Raw genomic sequence first — 20,296 nt, forward strand, 5'->3', positions numbered from 1 at the left:
TAATATACCATAAATTACATGTCATGATATAATATGGTAGAAATCTTAATAATTTGGATGGTGAAATAAATGAGTTTCCCAAAGAGAATAGATAAAGATTTAAATGATATATCATTAAAAGACAATACATTACAAGGAATAGCAGGTGATAATTTTTTAAAAGATTTATCTACACTTGTGACTTCTGCTGTTGTTGACCCTACAGGCATATCTCCTGCTGTTACATTTGCAAGTTTACTATTTAATTTTCGTGGTTCATTACTAAAGGAACGTGAAATAATGCTTTTTGAAGAATTGAACAGAAATCCTAATATGCTAACAGCAGATGTAATAAAGAAATCCGATTTCCTTCATAAAGCTTTAATTACGTGTCAAGTTGTAGCTATGACAAACAGGAAGGAAAAAATTATATATCTTGCTAAGTTACTTAAATCATCTACAGTAGAAGAAAATAATATAGGTGTTGATGAATATGAAGAATATCTTAGTATCATTGCTGACTTATCTTTTCGTGAATTACAGATACTTGCTATTATAGATAAGAATTATATTTTATATCCCGAACCATCTGACCCAGTTGACGAAGTTCTGACCAAGAATAAAGCGGAGTGGCAAAGTGCATTCTTCCCTAGGGTTAGAAATGAAATTCAAGAATCTCTTGGTGTAAGAAGACAAGAATTGGATGATATTTTAATAAGAATAAGTCGTTCTGGTTTATATAAGCAATTTGATTACGTAGGAGGACATAATGGAAATGGAACTTTGACACCGTTATTCTATCGAATTAAAGAATTAATTCAGCTTAATGATTTCATTCTTTAAATTAAAAACTCTTTTAAGAATATTTATTAGCCCAATATTTTATGGGTATTGGGCTAAGTATGTTGAAAATTAAAACACTTTTAAAATACCTTTCAGATATATGATTTTAATACTTATTTGTGTCAGGGGCAGAAGGATTTGAAGCCTCAATCAATAGAATTAACTTTACATAAAGTACAACTAAAACTTCAATGTAGGACATGTTTGTTGATGTACTATTTTTTCGTTTGGACATATACCTAGTGTATATGATATAATAATAAGAACAACACATATAGGGTGAAAAGCCAGTAATGACGTGGCTCGAATGCTCCATAGGGGTATAGCTCAATTGGTAGAGTAGCGGTCTCCAAAACCGTTGGTTGAGGGTTCAAGTCCTTCTGCCCCTGCCACTCAAACACACAGAATCTCTCATGTCTGAGGGGTTCTTTTTTTATTTTCCAAGTGTATCATTACAGAGAATTATGGGAGCATGAGAATTTGGATTTGACAAAGGTCTATGTAAATTTAGCAAATGAGGATATACAAGCAAGTCACGTAATGGCAAGTCCACTGGTTAACCTAATGAATAACAAGCGAGTTTCTTTTAGACAACGAAAAAGAACAGGCTTATTATGCCTGCCCTTGTTGTTTATTACCTGAGGTATATTATTCTCTATTTGTTTAGTCTTCTTTATTCTGTTTATCTTCGTTTTTAGGTAATTGCTTAGCTGCCGCTGGTTGTAAGTTCAACTGTGACTTGGTTCTTTTAGTTTGAGTAAATATATCGTCTTGCCACATTTGATAGCCGTAAAGCAGCAACATGTGCATAAAATTAATTAATAATACTTGAAAGCTAGAAATACCGACTAACTCGTAAATTCCTCTACTTGGTAAAAATTTGCCCAAAAACAAGAAAGAGAAAACAATGTCAAAAACCACATTGGTAATAATATATAACCAAATTCGACTATAAGTAAATTTAAAAATCCACATTGACAACACTGGTAAATTTCCAAAAAAATAAGGAAGCATGTGGTATAAAGGAAACGAAGATTCTCGTACAACCCAAAACCCTAACGCAGTTCCAATATCATGAATTATTACTGTTGCGACTATAGCAAGCAAGCCAACTGGCATATAACGTTTAATATCTTCTTTTCTCATAAAAAACATGGTTAGCCAAGGTGCAAAAAACATTGACCACTGTATCAGTTCATTACTCATAAGCTGTTCTCCTTATCGGAATAAAATTAGTATGTTTCGATAGATTTTTTTTATACAAATCTAAAAGGTGGTTAACAAGGTATTGCGTCTCAAAACGAAAAGAATCTCTCATGTCAGAGGGATTCTTTTTGTTTTATATGATTAACTCGTCTAAGCCTATTTTATAGGCAATATAATGAGATGTTTAAGAAATAAAACCAGTACAATTAGAAGGTTTTTACTGTCTCAAATTTTCATTGACAATAGACTACGTTTGGGGGATAATAACGACATACCGACTGGTAGGTTTGTCGTTATTTTTATGACAAGGTGGATGATATAGTGACCAAAGAGAGTATTATCATTGTAGCGTTGCGCTTATCGCTAACGCGCGGCTATAAGTCGGTTTCACTCATCGATGTTGCGAATGAGATTGGCATTACTAAAGGAGGGATATATCATTATTTCTCTAGTAAAGATGAGTTATTGCTTGCTGCGCTCCACTTTTCTCTTGATTATTTTGAAAAGAGATATGCTGAATTATTAAGTAATAAGAGTACCCTGCGAGAAATTTTATACGCCTTATTGGTTGATAACGTATTCGACGAAGATTCTAAGCAATTTATAGGAACAACAGGAGAATGCAACGTAGATCACGTGCACTTTTACATTGAAATGATGCAGCGATTTTCTGAGATTCAAGAAAGAGTGCAAAAAATTAATGTGTCAACTTGCGAGGCTTTTGCAAAAAGAATTCAGGTCGCGATGGATATGGGGGAAATTAAGAGTAATCTTGATAGTTATGCATTAGCAGCCAATGTTATGGCGTTGGTAAATGGTCAAAAATCATTAGGATGTAATTTTCAATCTCAAGAGATGCGTAAGCGCATGATGGATTCGATGTGGACATTGATGAATAGTTAGGGCTGATAGAAAGCTCTAATTATTTTTTGAACATAACATACCGACTGGTAGGTATGTTATGGTTATTTTAGAAGAAACTGGAGGATAGATTAATGAATCGATTGAAAAAAACTAAATTCTGGATTATTCCACTTGTACTTATCGTTGGGATTACATTAGTATTTCGTAGTGGTGTCTTTGCTAGCAAAGACAAAACGAAAGTTGTTGATAATTCTTTGAGCGTAAAAGTTACAGAAGCGCAGCAGGTAGATCTGGTGCCTAGCTTGACGTTTACTGGCTCCCTAGAAGGTCAAGTATCGGCAACCGTTAGTGCCAAAATTTCTGGATTAATTGAAGAAGTTTTTGTTCAAGAGGGGCAACAAGTTAAAGTGGGTGACCCATTGGTAAGACTGGGCACTGTTGAACTTGCAAACGCTGCACGTCAAGCAGGTGATGCTGTAAACAAGGCACAGGCGAACTATGAATTGGCATTAAATGATTTTAACCGTTATCAAACCTTATATGAAAAAGGTGCGACTTCTGAGCAACAATTAGATAATGCTAAGGCAAAGCTTAAAACAGCTCAGGCCGACTTATCAAGTGCTACAGCTAACCAAAGCAGCTCCGAACAACAATATAGTTATGGCGTTATTAGCTCACCAGTCGACGGTCTAGTTGCGAATAAAACAGCTACTGTCGGACAGGTGGTTTCTCCTGGGCTGGCATTGATGACGGTACAAGATATTAATCAGGTTTATGCTGTAGTTAATGTAGAGCAAAAAGAATTAGGACGTGTGAAAATTGGTCAAAAAGCAAACGTGACCATCGACGCTTATCCTGGTAAAGTTTTTTCAGGCGTAGTTGATATTATGAATCCCGAAGCAGGATCAGCCAGTCGTATGTTCCGTGTTAAGATTAAAATTGATAATGCTAGCGGTGAGTTAAAGCCTGGTATGTTTGCTAAAGTACAATTAACTACAGGTAATAATTATAAAGTTATTACTGTTCCCCAAGCTGCTGTTCTTCAAAAGCAAGGTATCAATTATGTATTTGTTTTAGAAGGCGGTAAAGCTCTTCGTCATCAAGTTGAAATAGGTGAGATTTCTGAGAACACGATCATCATAAAATCTGGCTTACAGCCGGGTGAACAAGTTATTATAAACAGCGTAAACCGACTAAATGATGGAGATGCTGTAAAAGTAACGCAGTAGAATAGGGGAAATAGACTATGAATATTACTGAAATTAGTATTAAACGTCCAGTATTTGCAACTGTAGTGATTTTTGCATTGGTAGTGCTAGGTTTATTTAGTTATGTATCTTTGAGTGTGGATCAGTATCCTAGCGTTGAAATGCCAGTTGTTGCTGTTACCGTTCTATATCCTGGTGCAGCACCTGAACAAGTAGAAACGAAGGTAACGCAAAAGATAGAAGAAGCGGTTAGTGTAGTAGCTGGTGTTGACCATGTAACATCAACTGTAAGTGAAGGTTCATCCATCACTGTTATTCAGTTTACAATGGAAACCAATGCGGATGCGGCAGCGCAGAATGTCCGGGATAAATTAGGTGTTGTTCAAGCGACTTTACCTCAAGATGCAAAGGCGCCAATTGTTTCACGATTTGACCCGACAGATACACCGATTATGTCTATTGCCTTAATGGGAGATATTAGCCAAAGAGAGTTGACAGTGCTTGCAGATGATCTTTTAACTAAGCGTCTAAAAGCAGTAAATGGTGTAGCATCTGTTACTGTTCAAGGGGGGCTGGATCGTGAAATTCAAATCCGCTTGGATGGTAACCAAATGGCTGCCTACGGCTTTACTGTGCCCGAAGTCTTAAACAGCTTACGAAATGAGAATGTTGATTCTCCGGGAGGTAAGGTGACAAACGGGCAGCGAGAAACGGATTTACGTGCAGTAGGTAATATTACCTCCACGAATCAGTTTCTCAGTATCCCGATTGGTCAGCGAGACGGTGTTCAATTTTTTGTGAAAAATATTGCGACAATTAAGGATACAACCCAAGAAGTTAGTACAATCACCAAAGTCGATGATAAACCTGCTCTTGGGTTAGATATTATGAAACAATCTGGTAGTAATACAATCCAGGTTGTAGATAACGTAAAAAAACAGTTAGAAAGTATTAAAAAAGAGTTGCCACCGGGCGTTACATTAGTCGTCGTTCGTGATAATTCGAAGACAATTAGTGAGTCAGTGGAAGACGTTCAATTTAACCTTGTTCTGGGTGGGATCTTGGCTGTTGCTATTGTATTTCTGTTTCTGGGGAACTGGCGTAGTACGATTATAAGTGCTATTGCGATTCCTGTTTCAGTAATTACATCCTTCCTTGTAATGAAATTGCTCAATTTCACCCTGAATACTATGTCCCTCTTGGCGTTGTCCCTCGCTGTTGGTCTGTTGATTGATGATGCGATCGTAGTAATTGAAAATATAGTACGTCATCTGGAAATGGGCAAAGATAAGTTCACTGCAGCTATTGATGGTACATCTGAAATTGGTCTTGCCGTTATGGCAACTACTTTTACCTTGGTAGCTGTTTTCTTACCAGTAGGTATGATGAGTGGTATTGTTGGTCAATTTTTTAAACAATTCGGTATTACGGTGGCGGCCAGTGTGCTGGTTTCCTTATTTGTCGCTTTCACCTTAACTCCCATGTTATCAGCTAAATACCTTGCTCATTCTGAGATTAAAGGTGATAGTCGATTAGGAAAAGCTTGGCTTGTATGGAACCGCAAGTTTGACGAGGCAACTGCTAAATATGGTAATTTCTTAGGTAAGGCATTAAAACAAAGGAAAAAGGTAATTAGTGTTGCAGTAGCCTTGTTCTTTGGCAGTTTATGTCTCCTGCCGTTTCTCGGTTCTACCTTTGTGCCTGATGCGGATAATTCGGAAATTAATGTAACCGCTACTGTTGATCCAGGTATGAGTGTGCAAGCGGTAAGCGATATGTCTGACAACATGGTGCAAATCATTCGGGCTATTCCTGAAGTCAAGATGACCTATAGTGTCGCAAACCCTAGCAACATTAGTATACTGACTCAGTTAGTACCGAAAAATCAGCGCGCCATAAGTGATAACAAAATTATTGAAGATTTGAGACAAAAACTCAATACGATTCCTGGTGCGAATATAAGTGTTTCGAAAAAATCTGGATTGTCAGGCGGTAAGCCTGTATCTATAGTTATTCAAGGACAGAAATTGGAGACGTTATCTACTATTTCTGATCAGGTACAACAAATTGTGGCAAGCGTGCCAGGAGCCGTAGAGGTCACCTCTAGCTATGAAGCTGGTAATCCTGATGCGCAAATTGTGGTAAATCGTGATCGCGCCGCTGATATCGGCATTTCTGCTGCAAGTATAGCGGATACCTTACAGACAATGTTTAACGGAAAAATCGTAACCGAGTACAAAGAGGGGGACGATGCTTATGATGTAAGAGTCATCTTAGATCCAGAAGCACGTCGTAGCTTAACCGATGTAGATAATGTTTATCTAGCCAGCTCTGCGCGAAACAAAAACGGGCAAGCAGTAATGGTTTCTCTCTCTCAAGTAACGGATACTGTTTATGCAACAAGTGCAGCACAAATAAAGCGTTACGATAACCAGCAACAGATTACCATTTCAGCCAATTTAAATGGTATCACTCTTGGCGAATTTAACAAAGAATTTAATAAAAAAATTACTGAAGTCAAGATGCCAGAAGGATATAAAATTGTAACAACAGGTCAAACTCAGTCGATGAATGATGCTTTTAAAGGCATGGTAATGGCTCTAGCGATGGCCGTACTATTTATCTTCTTTGTTTTGGCTGCTCAGTTCGAAAGCTACATTGATCCATTCGCGATTATGCTGGCCTTGCCTTTGGCGATTATTGGTGCGATTATTGGCCTCTTGCTAATGGGTAGTGCCCTTAGTATCATGTCGTTGATCGGTATCATAATGCTAATGGGGCTTGTAACCAAGAATGCTATCCTGCTCATTGACTTTGCTAAACAAAGGCGTGCTGCCGGTGTAGAACGTAATCAAGCTTTAGTGGAAGCTGCAGTACAACGGATGCGTCCCATTATCATGACGACGGCAGCTATGATTGTAGGTATGATTCCACTAGCACTAGGTATTGGACCAGGTGCGGAATCACGTGCGCCTATGGCTCATGCCATTATTGGTGGTCTAATCACTTCGACCATCCTAACATTGATCGTTGTACCAGTTGTGTATAGTTTATTTGATGATCTTCAAAGTAAGAAATTCAGTTTTAAATCATTATTTCACAAAAAAAATAAAAGTGTTTTACAATAAATAAGAAAGTACCCCGTCGATACGAATCGTATTGGCGGGGTACTGTTTGTTTATTTTTTAGGCTTTTTTTCACTTTCTATTAAATCAGGTACCAATTCGGCTGATATTTCTACTTCTGGGGTAATTCCTTCAGTAAATAACGTAACTCCAGCTTCTTCAATAAGAGTTCTATCACTTTTTTTTCCAAGCCTTGCATTTCCCATCAGCAAGCTGATAAAAATACCGATAACTGATATAAACATGGCAACCCAGAAAACTATATGAAGGGAATCAGCTAGCGCTGTTTTAATTGGTGGAAGCAAAATTCCCAGCAGGTTAGGTGGAATCATAGCAACAGTATCTGGACTTAGCAGTACATTAAATAAACTCAGAGGTTCAGTATGGGCCTTTTCAAACATAGGTGTGAGTGGCCCTAATGAAACATTTTGTAAGCTTGGGAAAAATTCTTTTTCCATGATATTTTTTGAGTAGCCATTAAAGATTGAACCTAATATAGTCATGCCAAGAGTACCGCCAATGCTACGGAAGAACTGAGTAGCAGAAGTTGCCACTCCGCGCTGCTCAGCTCCAAACGCACTTTGTACAGCAATTGTAACTATAGGCATAATAGTACCCATTCCAACACCAAGGATCACTATATAATAAATTGCTGTTCGTTGTGTAGTGAATACATTCATTGTACTTAACAGATAAAATCCTAACGACATACAAGCCATACCAACTACGTAGAAAGACCGGAAACTCACCTTAGTTGCAAAACGCCCAACAACTATACTTGTTAGCATAAGAGAGATCATCATAGGTAACATTGTATTTCCGGAGCTTGTAGCGCTCACCCCAAGGACTCCTTGAAGAAAAAGCGGCAGAAATGTTAAAGAACCAAACATTCCTAGTCCCATGAGAAAACCTACTATATTAGTAATTGCAAAGGTCCTGTTTTTAAACAAAGCTAAACTTAGTACAGGATCCACAGCCTTTTTTTCCATAGCAACAAACAATAACCAAGATAGTAACGACAGTCCTAGTAACCCAAGAATTTGCCATGATAGCCATGGATATGTTGTGCCTCCGAGATTTAATCCTAAAAGTAGGCTGACAGTGCCTATTATTAAAGTAATGATTCCTGCATAATCGATGGCTACTTTGTCCGTCAGGCGTTTTTCTCCACGTAAACCAAGATAGATCGTAATTGTTGCAAGAATTCCTATCGGTAGGTTAATATAGAATACCCATTGCCAAGACGAGTAATCTACGATCCATCCTCCTATCGTTGGCCCAACTACAGACGACAATCCAAACAAAGCGCCCATAAGGCCTTGCCATTTACCACGTTCTTCAGGAGGGAAGATATCACCGACAATCGTCATTGCCAGTGGCATCATGATACCTCCACCGATTCCCTGAAGTGCCCGGAATAAAATTAGCTGCAGCATTGTTGAACTAGTACCACATAGGGCAGATCCAATCATAAATAGCAGTAAACCTGTTACATAAATAATTCGACGGCCATATATATCTGCAAGTTTGCCTGCGATAGGGACAATTGTTGTCGACGTAAGCATATATGCTGTTGTTACCCATGTCATTATGCTGAGTCCACCAAGTTCGCCGATAATCCTTGGCATCGCTGTTCCTACTACAGTTTGATCCAGTGAAGAAAAAAATAAGGCTAGAAATAATCCTACTAACAGCGTTCTACGTGGAGATCCATTTCTCATATTGCTCTCCCTTCACCAAGAATAAAGTCTATTTTTAAGATTTCCCTATTCAAAGAAAAAAATGCAACTTTCTAAAACCTTAAATACGCCAATAAGACTGAGTGCAATAAAAATAAGTAACCTACTAACTCGTAGGTTACTTATTTTTATTGCACAGAAAGACCATTTTTGCTATTAATAACTTCATCGCGAAGAATGAGCCAAATGGACTGAAATAATTGATTATATTGAAGGGAGGTACGGATATCTGATATATTTCGTGGGCGGGGGAGGTCAATATTTATTATAGTTTTGACCTTGCCTGGGTTGGCGGTCATGACCATAACTCTATCACCTAAGCACAAGGCTTCATCTATACTATGTGTGATAAATACAGTCGTTTTTCTGGTTTCTTCCCAAATTCGTAATAACTCTTGCTGTAGAAGGATTCGATTTTGTTCGTCTAGGGCTCCGAAGGGTTCATCCATCAATAAAATTTCGGGATCATTGGCAAAGGCGCGAGCTACGCTGACTCGTTGCTTCATGCCGCCTGATAATTGAGAAGGATAGGCGTGAGTAAACTTGTTAAGGCCAATCATTTCAATATAGTGTTCCGCTATTTCATATCTTTCTTTTTTGGGGATGTTCCGCATGCGCAGCCCATAAGACACATTGTCAATCACTGTCATCCAGGGAAAAATGGATTGTTCCTGAAATACCATAGAATTAATCGGTCGGTTTTCCTGGTTTGCTTTGATGAAAATATTGCCGCTTGAGTGATCATCGAGGCCGGCTAAGATTCGGAGTAATGTTGTTTTTCCACATCCGCTTGGCCCAACAATACAGAAGAATTCTCCGTTGCCAATAGAGAGGGAAATATCATCTAAGGCGGTCACCAAACCAGAATTAGTGTGAAAAAATTTACTTAGATTTCGAACTGAGATGCGTTCTTCTTCATAAACCATGCTCTGCATCTCCTTTTTATATTTGCTTTTTCCAAGGCAGGAACCAAATTTCTATCTTATCCAGAAGTAAAGAAAAAATATAGCCTAAAATCGATAGGGTAATAAGTGCTACAAACATTTGTTCAATGTCAAACATATCATAGGCCCGCCATATCATCCAGCCCACCCCGGCTTTTGCTGCGGAAAGTTCTGCTGCGACAATGAGAATCAGGGCCATACCCATACCTAGCTTTAATCCCGCAAAAATCATTGGCAAGGCACCGGGCAAGGCGACAGTCAGATAAAAGTTTTTTCGGTTAGCGCCAAAATTCTGGGCAACGTCTAAATAAATTTTATCAATACTAAGCACACCAGCCATGGTGTTGATAACAACCAAGTAGAATACGCCAATGGCAATTGTAAAAATCTTGGACGTTTCTCCTAAACCAAATATAAGTAAGATTAGCGGCATCAAAGCGAGTTTTGGAATGGGATAGGTGGCAGCGATCATCGGCTCAAGTGCCGAGCGGATGACTGGAGATAACCCCATGCCTATTCCCAGTAATATACCTGGGATGGAACCAGCTAAGAAGCCCCACAATACCCTTTGTACGCTGACTGCCGTATTATACAATAAGTCACCCGAAAACAAGAGGGGAATGAAAGCTTGTAATATTAAACTAGGACTTGATAGCAGGCGAGTATCTATGATGTGAATATGAGCCATTATCTCCCACAATAAGAGAAGCGTTATAGGAGATAATACAGAGAGTATTCGAATAAATAGAGTAGAGTTATGCTGTTTTATCATGCTCTCATCTCCCAAACAATTTTTTAGTTATTGTATTTTCCTAGGGTTTTAATTGCAAAGTCTACATACTGGTTATCTACAGCATCTTCGTATTTAATATTGGATTTTAATAAATTATTTTCTTTGTACCAATCTAGATCCATGATAATGCCTTTTTTACGAACGTAGCCATCTGGATTTAAGCCAGTAGGATACATTTTTTCATATAATGGTGCATCCTTTATGACAGAGTACTTGCATAGAATATCTATAATTTCGGCTTTATTTTTATTTTTGAAAAAGGCGTTATTATAGTCTCGTACAGATTGTATGTAGGCTGTCATAAAACGATTGGCTACATCTGGATGCTGCGTCAAGCTGGTGCCGAAAACTAGCAGCGCAGTCTGGGCATCTGGATCATAGTCAGCTGGATCTTTCCAGGGGTCAGTTAGATCTTTGTTCATGCTTAGTGTAACAAAGGGTTCAATGACCATAGCAGCATCGATACTCTTGTTTCCAAGGGATACTAACATGTCAGGAAAAGAACGAATAATTTGTACATCAACGTCTTTGGTAGTTAATCCTCCTTTTTGTAAAACCCTTGCTAAAGCAATCTCGTCGAGAGAGGCGGTGGCAACAATAGCAATTTTCTTATTGCGAAGATCTTTATAATCCTTAATCGTATTCACTAAGTCTTTGCGAATTACTAAACGATAGTAACCTTGCCCGGCGACATTAATTCCCTTATCCGCAACAATTTTTACTGGTATATCACGAGACATCGCATTTAGTAAGCCAGAGGAGGTAACGGTAGCTCCCACGTCGAGTTGTCCGGCTGCTAATTGATTAATCATTTCCTGCCCGGTGTTGAATTGAACAGGTTCGATCTTGATGCCAACATCTTTATAATAATTTTTTGCCATACCAATTAATATGCCCGCATCAGAGACAACCTGCTTCATACCGACCTTGACTACCGTTTCCTCAGGTAGAGGAGATAAGCCTTGAGCCCATGTAGGTCCAGTGGTAGATGTATTTTTAGTAACAGTACCTTGACTGCAAGCAGTGATAAGCAGCGTTAAGAGCAATAGGGTTATTATTTTAAAATTTATAAAACGTTTCACATACTTCCCTCCCGAATTAATCATTAATTTATCACATGATATTCATTTTTATTATATTTGGTGATAAAGTAGCAGGTTTTTAGATGGAAATACAGAATACGTAATAGTACTCCAATTAGAAAGGTATCGTTTTGTATGGAAAAAATAATAGAGCAAGTACAAGCATGGAACATGCTTGGTAAACTTCCAAAAGAATTTGTCGGGTTCACTTTAACACTAGAATTAGAGAAGCGGGATACACAATACTGTATATTTACTTACAAAAATGAAGAAAGGCATAGAAGTTTCTCAGTATTGTATGATCATGCAACTAAAGAATATTTTGCTCGCACAGTGATTGGCTTGATGGAATATTATGACGTTAATTTTATTGTTGGAGATATTGAGCGGCTGGAAAGCTTATTAGTTGAAAGATTGAGAGCTGTTTTAACTAGCCTAGCTTCTTTTACTAGAGAAAATTTAGATAGCATTCTTCTTGACAAAAAAGTCATTGAGTGGCCATATAATAAAGAACTGCAACAAAATCTCTTTGGGTTTGAATTGTTCATAAGGCCGGATGAACCTATAAAAATTATCAATGGTTCTTATATAATCTTAGATTACAGTGATTTTAAAACAGAAAGTAATTTAGCGATTTATTATAATATCTTTAGGGATGAGTTTTTTGGAGAAACACGTATTAGGCGTACTCCGACTATGGCTGCTGTTTTTGATGCCAATAACTTAGATGACTTACAAGAAGCTCTTGCAAGCAACCTTACGAGTGTCTTAGAAAGTTTAAGGGCACAAATAGATTGATTATGTAAAGTATGAAGAATTTAAGTATCAAGATTGTTAATTGTAGGAGGTTCAATTCGAATGGCAAGAATATTAGTCTGTGATGACTCTGCTTTTATGAGGATGATGTTAAAGAGAGTGCTGGTGGATAATGGTCATGAGGTGGTAGGTGAAGCAGGAGACGGAATGGAAGCCGTCCAACTTTATCGGCAACATAAACCTGATTTGATAACGATGGATATTACAATGCCTAAAATGGATGGGATACAAGCAGTAACACATATCCATGAAGAAGATCCTTTGGTCAGAATTATTATGGTTACTGCTCTTGGGCAGCGAGCAATTATTACAGATGCTCTTAAGGCGGGTGCGTCAGATTTTATTGTGAAACCTTTTGATAATATACAAGTAATTGAAACCATTAAAAAGGTATTAGAGGAATAGGTAAAGTTTATTTACGAAAGTACTTGACAATAAAACTCCACATGCTATAATAGTATCTGTGGCCGAGGCTTGTAACTGGAAAAAAGTGCTTCGAAAGAAAATGCTAAAAAAACTAGTTGACAAGTCGAAAGAAAGATTATATAATGGTTTTTGTGACCAATGAAGTGGCCCAGTAGTTTAGCGGTTAGAATGCCGCCCTGTCACGGCGGAGGTCGTCGGTTCAAATCCGATCTGGGTCGCCATTTAATCTTAATGCCTCGATAGCTCAGTCGGTAGAGCAGAGGACTGAAAATCCTCGTGTCGACAGTTCGATTCTGTCTTGAGGCACCATTTGCGGAAATAGCTCAGCGGTAGAGCATCGCCTTGCCAAGGCGAGGGTCGGGAGTTCGAATCTCCTTTTCCGCTCCATTTAAAGGCGGCATAGCCAAGTGGTAAGGCAGAGGTCTGCAAAACCTTTATCCCCAGTTCAAATCTGGGTGCCGCCTCCAAATTAGTTTCATACACTGCCTTTAACAGTTTGGCATAGTAATATGCCGGGGTGGCGGAACTGGCAGACGCAACGGACTTAAAATCCGTCGGAGAGAGATCTCCGTACCGGTTCGATTCCGGTCCTCGGCACCACGAGAATTCAAAGCTTCGCAGCGATGCGAAGCTTTTTTGCTATGAAAATTTAAGGTAATAAGACATCTTTAGAAAAACAATAGATAAAAATGACATAATTTTATAAATTTTCACATAAAAGTGAAACCCTTTTCAGGAGGAAGTAGGCAACTTTAATACGAATAGGAGAGTTGTAGGAAAAAGTAGTGAAGGAAATTTGGGCTGGTATAATATTCAAATAGAGGAGGATTCGAAAATGATAAATATTCCAAAAGTTAAACTTGGGATTGTAGCAGTAAGCAGAGATTGTTTTCCCGCTCAGCTTAGTGAAGAAAGACGAAATGCAGTTGTGCAGGAATGTAACAATAAAAAGATTGCCATTTTTGAGGTAAAAACCGCAGTGGAAAATGAAAGAGATGTAGTAGAGGCATTAGAGGAACTTAAAAATGCAGGTGTAAATGCATTGGTAGTATACCTTGGAAATTTTGGTCCTGAAGGGCCGGAAACAATTCTAGCCCAAAAATTTGCTGGACCAACTATGTTTGTTGCAGCTGCAGAGGAAACAGAATCCAATCTTATAAACGGCCGTGGCGACGCATATTGCGGAATGCTTAATGCATCCTATAATTTAGCGTTAAGAAAACTGAACCCCTATATACCAGAATATCCTGTGGGTACACCGGATGAAATTGCCGGCTTTATTTCTGATTTTGAAAATATTGCACGAGTAGTGCTTGGGGTTTCCAACTTGAAAATTTTTAGTTTTGGACCTAGACCTCACGATTTCCTAGCATGCAATGCACCGATAAAACCTCTATTTGACCTTGGTGTAGAAATCATGGAAAATTCTGAACTTGATTTGTATGCTTCATTTAATGAACATGAAAATGATCCGAGAATTCCGCAAGTTGTCAAGGAAATGGAACAGGAGTTGGGAGAGGGAAACGGGTATCCAGGTATTCTTCCGAAACTAGCCCAATATGAGTTGACGCTGCTTGATTGGCTGAAGAATAATATAGGAATTTCAACATATGGTGTTTTTGCCAATAAGTGTTGGCCTGCTTTCCAAACCCAATTTAAGTTTGTACCCTGTTTTGTAAACTCAAGAATGGCTGCAAAAGGTATTCCTGTAGCCTGTGAGACGGATATATACGGTGCATTGAGTGAATACATCATAACCTGTGCGACGAATTTGCCTGCCACGCTACTTGATATAAATAATTCAGTGCCGAAGGATATGTTTCATAATAATAAGGAGAAATTCGACGGATATCAGCTTAGTGATTTGTTTATGGGCTTTCACTGTGGCAATACTCCAAAGAGTTGCATGAAAAATGCTGCTATGAAATACCAATTGATTATGAAAAGACTTCTTGAACCTGATAAGGAACCGGATATATCAAGGGGAACGTTAGAAGGGACGATAAGACCTGGTGATATTACCTTCTTTAGAGTCCAGGGTACAGCAGATTGTACCTTACGAAGTTATGTCGCCGAGGGTGAAATAATTGATGTGGATCCAAATACTTTTGGCGGAACAGGAATTTTTGCAATTAAGGAGATGGCAAGGTTTTATAGGCATGTACTAATTGGAAAGCGATACCCTCATCATGGTGGTGTTGGTTTTATGCATGCTGGCAAAGTATTATATGCTGCGATGAAAATGTTTGGCGTGTCAGATGTAGCCTTTAATCAGCCTGCATCTATGCTTTACAAAAACGAAAATCCTTTTAAATGAGAATTTAATCAAATCATAAAGAAACTCTATTCCTCTTAGGAATAGAGTTTCTTTCCGGTATTTTTAATAATAGAGAAAGTGTGGTATAATATTACAATATATAAAAATAGAGGAGGTGTCCTATTTTCCCAGAGGATTAGGGATAATAGGGACTTTTATTGGACCCTGCGTCGATCTTGTTTAATATTTTTTTAGTTTTATTGTTAGTTATATTGAATGGATTCTTTGTAGCAGCTGAGTTTGCTATGGTTAAGGTTAGGAGTAGTCGAATCGAAACGTTAGTTTCGGAAGGCAATCTGAAAGCAAAATTTGCACAACGGTTAACAAAAAACTTAGATGCCTATTTATCAGCTTGTCAGTTTGGTATCACTCTTGCTTCTCTTGGATTGGGTTGGGTTGGAGAACCAGCGGTAGCTAAGATGCTTACGCCGATTCTCTCCGTATTCGGTTTTTCTGAGCAAACAATTGAGACAATTTCCTTTACCATCGCCTTTTCTGTGATTACTTCCCTTCATATTATTTTAGGGGAACTAGCACCAAAATCATTGGCAATTCAAAAAGCAGAGCAAATTACCATGTGGACAGCACCACCCTTAATTGGTTTTTACAAAATTATGTACCCATTTATTTGGTTTATGAATGGAACGGCAAATAAGTTTCTAAAATCTTTAGGACTTGAACATGCAACGGATAGTGAATCTGCTCATACAGAGCAAGAGATACGCATCCTTATGGAAGAGAGCCATAAACAAGGCTTTATTAATCAAACAGAATTAACGTTAATGGACAATATATTTGATTTTGCGGAGAAACATGCCCACGAAATAATGATTCCCCGTACAGATATGATATGCTTAGACATAAAAAAAACTAATGAGGAAAACCTAGATATTGCATTACGTGAGGAAAAAACGCGTTATCCAGTATGTGATTCCAATAAAGATGATATCATTGGTTTTGTTCATATTAAAGACTTGCTTACACCCATTGCATTAGGGGAGGCACCTGCATTGCAGGATATTACGAGAGAAATACTAGCCGTACCCGAAAATATGCAAATTAGTGCTGTTTTGAAACTTATGCAAAAGAATAAATCGCAAATCGCGATTGCGGTAGATGAGTATGGTGGCACAGCTGGACTTGTCACAGTAAAGGATATTCTTGAAGAGATCGTAGGTGAAATGCAAGATGAGTTTGATGACGAGCGTCCTTTAATTGAGATGCAGGATTCCAATGCTCATATTGTAGATGGAAAGATATTAATTGAAGAATTTAATGACTTTTTTGATTTAAAACTTCAATCGGATGATGTGGATACTCTTGGCGGTTGGATTTGTGCTAGAACAGAATTGCCATTAGAGGTTAATCGCAAGATTACCTACGAAGGGTATGAGTTCATTATTACAGAAGCTGATAATATGCGCGTCAATCGAGTGCTCGTTAGGAAAAAGGAATAGAGAATATTTCACCCCTCGCAGACAGTGCGAGGGGTTTTCCTATAACCACTTAGAATATTAAAATAAAATTCTAAAAATTCCGTAATATTAGCAGTCCAGAGGATCAGAAACTTATTTCTGATGCTGCCGCTGAATCAGTTGCATATGAAAAAAAATTATGGGCTGATTTTACTGCTACATCGCTTAAAGAATTGGAGGAAAAAGGCGTAGTAATTTCTAAGCCTGATAAAGAGCCTTTCCGCCAAGCTGTAGCTCCAATGTACGCTAAATTCCCTGAATATAAAGAAATAGTTGCACAAATCCAAGCAGTTAAATAAAGGAATGGGTAATGAAAAGACCTTACAGATTGTAAGGTCTTTTTTCTATTACTACTTTACATACAAAGGTTTTAAGGGTATTATTTGTCATACTTTCTTTAATATGTAATAAGTTAATGTTATACTTGTAGCAGATAAAACTTGATGGAAGTCAGGTGGGAAAATGAGTTTGTTTTCTTTATTAAAAGATCGAGCAGACTTCTTCAGCGAGCTAATCGTGCAGCATATTATACTATCTATGATCTCCATAGGATTTATTACAATCATCGGGGTTGTCGTCGGTGTTGTGATAACAAGAAACAAATCTGTAGCACGCATTGTAATAGGAGTTACGAATTTTTTATATACGATACCCTCTATCGCCTTATTTGGTTTTTTAGTATCCATTACAGGCATCGGAAATAAAAGTGCAATTATTGCTCTTGTAGTATATGGATTATTGCCAATTATAAGGAATACATATGTAGGGATAACTGAAGTTGATAAGGAGATCGTAGAATCTGCTGTTGGAATGGGAAGTACAGAAGCTCAATTGTTGTTTCATGTACAAATTCCTCTTGCATTGCCTGTCATTATGGCAGGATTTAGAACCATGGTTGTAATGACGATTGCTCTCGGGGGAATTGCTTCCTTTATAGGAGCTGGTGGGCTTGGAGTTGCTATCTGGCGAGGCATAACTACCAATAATCCTGAAATGACGATAGCAGGAAGTTTGCTAGTTGCTCTATTGGCTTTACTTTCCGACTTTGTACTGGAGTTAGCAGAAAAAAGATTGCATCTTAAAATATTAGGGCGTCAGAAATAGGAGGGGATTATAGTGAAAAACAGATTGGTAGTAGTGATGATTACCGTGATTCTTGTTTTTATCGCTGCGGGTTGTAGTCCTAGTTCTAGTCAAAAGTCGGTGGTAGTTGCATCTAAGCCTCATACGGAACAATATGTTTTAGCGGAACTAATTACCCAATTAATTGAAGGAGATTCTGATATTAAGGTTGTGCAAAAGCTGGGGATTGGTGGCGGGACAGCTAACATACAGCCTGCTATTCTAAAGGGTGAAATTGATATATATCCAGAATATACAGGAACAGGCTGGTTATATGTGTTGAAGGAGAAACCTGAAAGTGATTCAAGTAAGCTATATGAGGAATTAAAAAGTAAATATATTGAGCAATATAATATCAAATGGCTTGGTTTATATGGTTTTAATGATACCTATGCCTTAGCGGTAAAAAAATCGGTTGCTGATAAGTATAATTTAGTTACTTATTCCGACCTTGCAAAAGTCAGCGAAAATCTAGCTTTTTGTGCAGAAGCTGATTTTTATGAGCGGGAAGATGGGTTTAAGGGGCTTGAAAAAACATACAACTATCACTTTAAAGATAAGAAAGAAATCGATATTGGTCTAAAATATGAGGCAATCGATTCTGGACAAGTTGATGTAATAAATGCCTTCTCCACAGATGGATTGTTAAAGAAATACGATTTAAAAGTGTTAAAGGATGACAAAAACTTTTTTCCTTCTTATTTTGCAGCAACTGTTGTGAGAAATGATACATTGAAGAAGTATCCTGAATTAGAGAAAATATTAGGAAAGTTAGATGGGCAAATTAGTGAAGAAGAAATGATAGAAATGAATTATGCTGTGGAAAAGGATAAGAAGGATCCAAAAGAAGTAGCAAAAGCATTCTTAATTAAAAAGGGATTAAAATAAGTATTATGATACGATTTGAAAATATAGTGAAATCATATGGTGAAAAAACAGTACTAAAAAATCTTACTATTTCTATAAACAAAGGTGAATTTATTACATTGATTGGGTCATCAGGTTGCGGTAAAACAACGATATTAAAACTAATTAATGGATTGATTAAGCCTGATAGTGGAAAGGTCTGGATTAATAATCAAGATCTTTCTGCGCAAGACTTAATTGAAATGAGAAGAAATATTGGCTATGTAATTCAAAATGTAGGCTTATTTCCTCATTTTACGATTGCCGATAATATTAGCTACGTGTTAAAACTAAAGCAAGTTGATAAAGTAAATGCAAGGCAAAGGGTGGAAGTACTAATTAACCTTGTAGGCCTTGATAAGAGTTATTTACAGAAATATCCGTGGCAATTAAGTGGGGGGCAGAAGCAAAGGGTTGGCGTAGCACGTGCCTTGGCCGCTGATCCAGAAATCATCTTAATGGATGAGCCTTTTGGTGCGGTGGACGAACTTACACGAAGGTCCTTGCAAGACGAGATACAAAATATACATAGGAAACTTGGTAAAACGATCGTGTTTGTAACCCATGATATTGAAGAAGCTATTAAACTTGGCAATCGTATTGTCTTGCTAAATGAGGGGGAGATTGAGCAGATTGGTACAAAAAAGGAATTAATTTTCTCCCCGAAAAACGATTTTGTTAGGAATTTCTTTGGAAACCGAAATTTTGTAGCTTACCTTAATACTACCAAGATAAAAGAAGTATTTAATCCTTTATCTAGGGAGGAGGCAAAGGATTATGAAGAAATGCCCTATGCTTTTGCTGATGATACCCTTACTGAGGGAATAAAAATTATTTTTAATCAAGGCGTAAACAAAATCGCAGTTCGAGATGAAGAGAATAAGGTGATCGGTGAGTTTGGTTTTAATTTTCTAAAGCAATGCAGTAAGAGTAGATGCTGATAAGATGCAATTAAGATAATAATGTTAGGAGTGCTAATTATGGAAAAAAATATAGAATGGCTGAAAAAGAATTTGGTTACGATTTATGATCAAAATCCATATATTAATTTATTGGATATTCAGATAGATACATTAAAAGAGGGGCAAGCAGAGCTTGGTATGCCAGTTATTGCAGGTAAGCATACTAACTTATACAATATTGCCCATGGGGGAGCCTTGGCTTCACTAGCCGATACTGTAATGGGCGTTGCATGTGCTACAACGGGAAAAAAAGTAGTTACTCTGGATCTGAATATGAATTTTATAAAAGGTGCAATACCTCAATCTGAAATTAAGGCTTATGGAAAAGTCGTGCATAATGGGAAAAGTACAATGGTAGCAGAAGGCGAAATTTTTGATAGGGAAAAGCAGTTACTTGTAAAAGCGCGAGCTACTTTTTTCGTTACAGGTATGTTTGAAGAAGAAAAAGAATAGAAAAAAAGACGCCTATCTTTAGTGATAGGCGTTTAT

Annotated in this window: 19 protein-coding genes and 6 tRNA genes; 20 read left to right on the top strand and 5 right to left on the bottom strand. The window is 37.7% G+C overall.

Going from position 1 to position 20,296, the window contains the following annotated elements:
* Window positions 1-69 precede the first annotated feature (69 nt).
* The 3 genes from UFO1_RS08225 (at window position 70) to UFO1_RS25150 (ending at window position 1,464) form a co-directional block, all read left to right on the top strand.
* Window positions 70-822 carry a hypothetical protein gene (locus tag UFO1_RS08225; protein ID WP_038669984.1) on the top strand — a complete coding sequence of 251 codons (753 nt, stop codon included), beginning with the start codon at window positions 70-72 and terminating at the stop codon, window positions 820-822.
* Window positions 823-1,138: 316 nt separating this feature from the next.
* A tRNA-Trp gene (locus UFO1_RS08230) sits at window positions 1,139-1,214 on the top strand.
* 88 nt (window positions 1,215-1,302) lie between these two features.
* On the top strand, window positions 1,303-1,464 hold the full coding sequence (locus tag UFO1_RS25150) for a hypothetical protein (protein ID WP_158442782.1): 162 nt from the start codon (window positions 1,303-1,305) through the stop codon (window positions 1,462-1,464).
* A gap of 21 nt (window positions 1,465-1,485) precedes the next feature.
* On the opposite strand, the gene UFO1_RS08235 is transcribed toward UFO1_RS25150, so the two are convergent.
* On the bottom strand, window positions 1,486-2,028 hold the full coding sequence (locus UFO1_RS08235) for a hypothetical protein (RefSeq protein ID WP_038669985.1): 543 nt from the start codon (window positions 2,026-2,028) through the stop codon (window positions 1,486-1,488).
* 321 nt (window positions 2,029-2,349) lie between these two features.
* On the opposite strand from UFO1_RS08235, the gene UFO1_RS08240 reads away from it, so the two are divergent.
* From UFO1_RS08240 to UFO1_RS08250, 3 genes are all read left to right on the top strand, one after another.
* The gene (locus UFO1_RS08240) at window positions 2,350-2,931 is read left to right on the top strand and encodes a TetR/AcrR family transcriptional regulator (RefSeq protein ID WP_038669986.1); all 582 of its coding nucleotides are present in this window, start codon (window positions 2,350-2,352) and stop codon (window positions 2,929-2,931) included.
* A gap of 92 nt (window positions 2,932-3,023) precedes the next feature.
* Window positions 3,024-4,121: an efflux RND transporter periplasmic adaptor subunit gene (locus UFO1_RS08245; RefSeq protein WP_236639359.1), complete on the top strand. Its 1,098-nt coding sequence runs from the start codon at window positions 3,024-3,026 to the stop codon at window positions 4,119-4,121.
* A gap of 17 nt (window positions 4,122-4,138) precedes the next feature.
* Window positions 4,139-7,228, top strand: a complete 3,090-nt coding sequence (locus tag UFO1_RS08250) for an efflux RND transporter permease subunit (RefSeq protein WP_038669987.1) — start codon at window positions 4,139-4,141, stop codon at window positions 7,226-7,228.
* Window positions 7,229-7,278: 50 nt separating this feature from the next.
* On the opposite strand, the gene UFO1_RS08255 is transcribed toward UFO1_RS08250, so the two are convergent.
* From UFO1_RS08255 to UFO1_RS08270, 4 genes are all read right to left on the bottom strand, one after another.
* Window positions 7,279-8,946, bottom strand: a complete 1,668-nt coding sequence (locus tag UFO1_RS08255) for an MDR family MFS transporter (protein WP_071841993.1) — start codon at window positions 8,944-8,946, stop codon at window positions 7,279-7,281.
* 146 nt (window positions 8,947-9,092) lie between these two features.
* Window positions 9,093-9,890, bottom strand: a complete 798-nt coding sequence (locus UFO1_RS08260; protein WP_038669988.1) for an ABC transporter ATP-binding protein — start codon at window positions 9,888-9,890, stop codon at window positions 9,093-9,095.
* Window positions 9,891-9,906: 16 nt separating this feature from the next.
* On the bottom strand, window positions 9,907-10,680 hold the full coding sequence (locus UFO1_RS08265; protein WP_038669989.1) for an ABC transporter permease: 774 nt from the start codon (window positions 10,678-10,680) through the stop codon (window positions 9,907-9,909).
* A gap of 23 nt (window positions 10,681-10,703) precedes the next feature.
* Complete coding sequence (locus UFO1_RS08270; protein ID WP_038669990.1) at window positions 10,704-11,783, bottom strand: ABC transporter substrate-binding protein; 1,080 nt, start codon at window positions 11,781-11,783, stop codon at window positions 10,704-10,706.
* A 135-nt stretch (window positions 11,784-11,918) separates the two neighbouring features.
* On the opposite strand from UFO1_RS08270, the gene UFO1_RS08275 reads away from it, so the two are divergent.
* The 14 genes from UFO1_RS08275 to UFO1_RS08335 all read left to right on the top strand — a co-directional run bounded on the left by UFO1_RS08275 (window position 11,919) and on the right by UFO1_RS08335 (window position 20,260).
* Window positions 11,919-12,581, top strand: coding sequence for a hypothetical protein (locus UFO1_RS08275; protein ID WP_038669991.1), 663 nt, complete (start codon window positions 11,919-11,921; stop codon window positions 12,579-12,581).
* 60 nt (window positions 12,582-12,641) lie between these two features.
* The gene (locus UFO1_RS08280; RefSeq protein WP_038669992.1) at window positions 12,642-13,004 is read left to right on the top strand and encodes a response regulator; all 363 of its coding nucleotides are present in this window, start codon (window positions 12,642-12,644) and stop codon (window positions 13,002-13,004) included.
* Window positions 13,005-13,170: 166 nt separating this feature from the next.
* A tRNA-Asp gene (locus UFO1_RS08285) sits at window positions 13,171-13,246 on the top strand.
* Between the two features lie 12 nt (window positions 13,247-13,258).
* Window positions 13,259-13,334: transfer RNA gene (locus tag UFO1_RS08290), tRNA-Phe, on the top strand.
* 3 nt (window positions 13,335-13,337) lie between these two features.
* Window positions 13,338-13,412, top strand: a tRNA-Gly gene (locus UFO1_RS08295).
* Between the two features lie 6 nt (window positions 13,413-13,418).
* Window positions 13,419-13,492 (top strand) — tRNA-Cys (locus tag UFO1_RS08300).
* A gap of 44 nt (window positions 13,493-13,536) precedes the next feature.
* Window positions 13,537-13,625, top strand: a tRNA-Leu gene (locus UFO1_RS08305).
* Between the two features lie 235 nt (window positions 13,626-13,860).
* A complete protein-coding gene (locus tag UFO1_RS08310; protein WP_038669993.1) occupies window positions 13,861-15,342 on the top strand; it encodes an L-fucose/L-arabinose isomerase family protein in 1,482 nt (493 codons plus the stop codon).
* Between the two features lie 158 nt (window positions 15,343-15,500).
* Complete coding sequence (locus UFO1_RS08315; protein ID WP_071841994.1) at window positions 15,501-16,799, top strand: hemolysin family protein; 1,299 nt, start codon at window positions 15,501-15,503, stop codon at window positions 16,797-16,799.
* Between the two features lie 86 nt (window positions 16,800-16,885).
* Complete coding sequence (locus UFO1_RS26190; protein WP_084159797.1) at window positions 16,886-17,116, top strand: hypothetical protein; 231 nt, start codon at window positions 16,886-16,888, stop codon at window positions 17,114-17,116.
* Window positions 17,117-17,279: 163 nt separating this feature from the next.
* Window positions 17,280-17,921 (top strand): ABC transporter permease, encoded by a 642-nt coding sequence (locus UFO1_RS25685; protein WP_038669994.1) that lies wholly within the window; start codon window positions 17,280-17,282, stop codon window positions 17,919-17,921.
* Between the two features lie 12 nt (window positions 17,922-17,933).
* Window positions 17,934-18,827, top strand: a complete 894-nt coding sequence (locus UFO1_RS25690; RefSeq protein WP_038669995.1) for a glycine betaine ABC transporter substrate-binding protein — start codon at window positions 17,934-17,936, stop codon at window positions 18,825-18,827.
* 5 nt (window positions 18,828-18,832) lie between these two features.
* Window positions 18,833-19,786 carry an ABC transporter ATP-binding protein gene (locus tag UFO1_RS08330; RefSeq protein WP_071841995.1) on the top strand — a complete coding sequence of 318 codons (954 nt, stop codon included), beginning with the start codon at window positions 18,833-18,835 and terminating at the stop codon, window positions 19,784-19,786.
* Window positions 19,787-19,825: 39 nt separating this feature from the next.
* Window positions 19,826-20,260 carry a PaaI family thioesterase gene (locus UFO1_RS08335; protein ID WP_038669996.1) on the top strand — a complete coding sequence of 145 codons (435 nt, stop codon included), beginning with the start codon at window positions 19,826-19,828 and terminating at the stop codon, window positions 20,258-20,260.
* Window positions 20,261-20,296: the final 36 nt, after the last annotated feature.

The organism is Pelosinus sp. UFO1 (assembly GCF_000725345.1).
Classification (GTDB): domain Bacteria; phylum Bacillota; class Negativicutes; order DSM-13327; family DSM-13327; genus Pelosinus.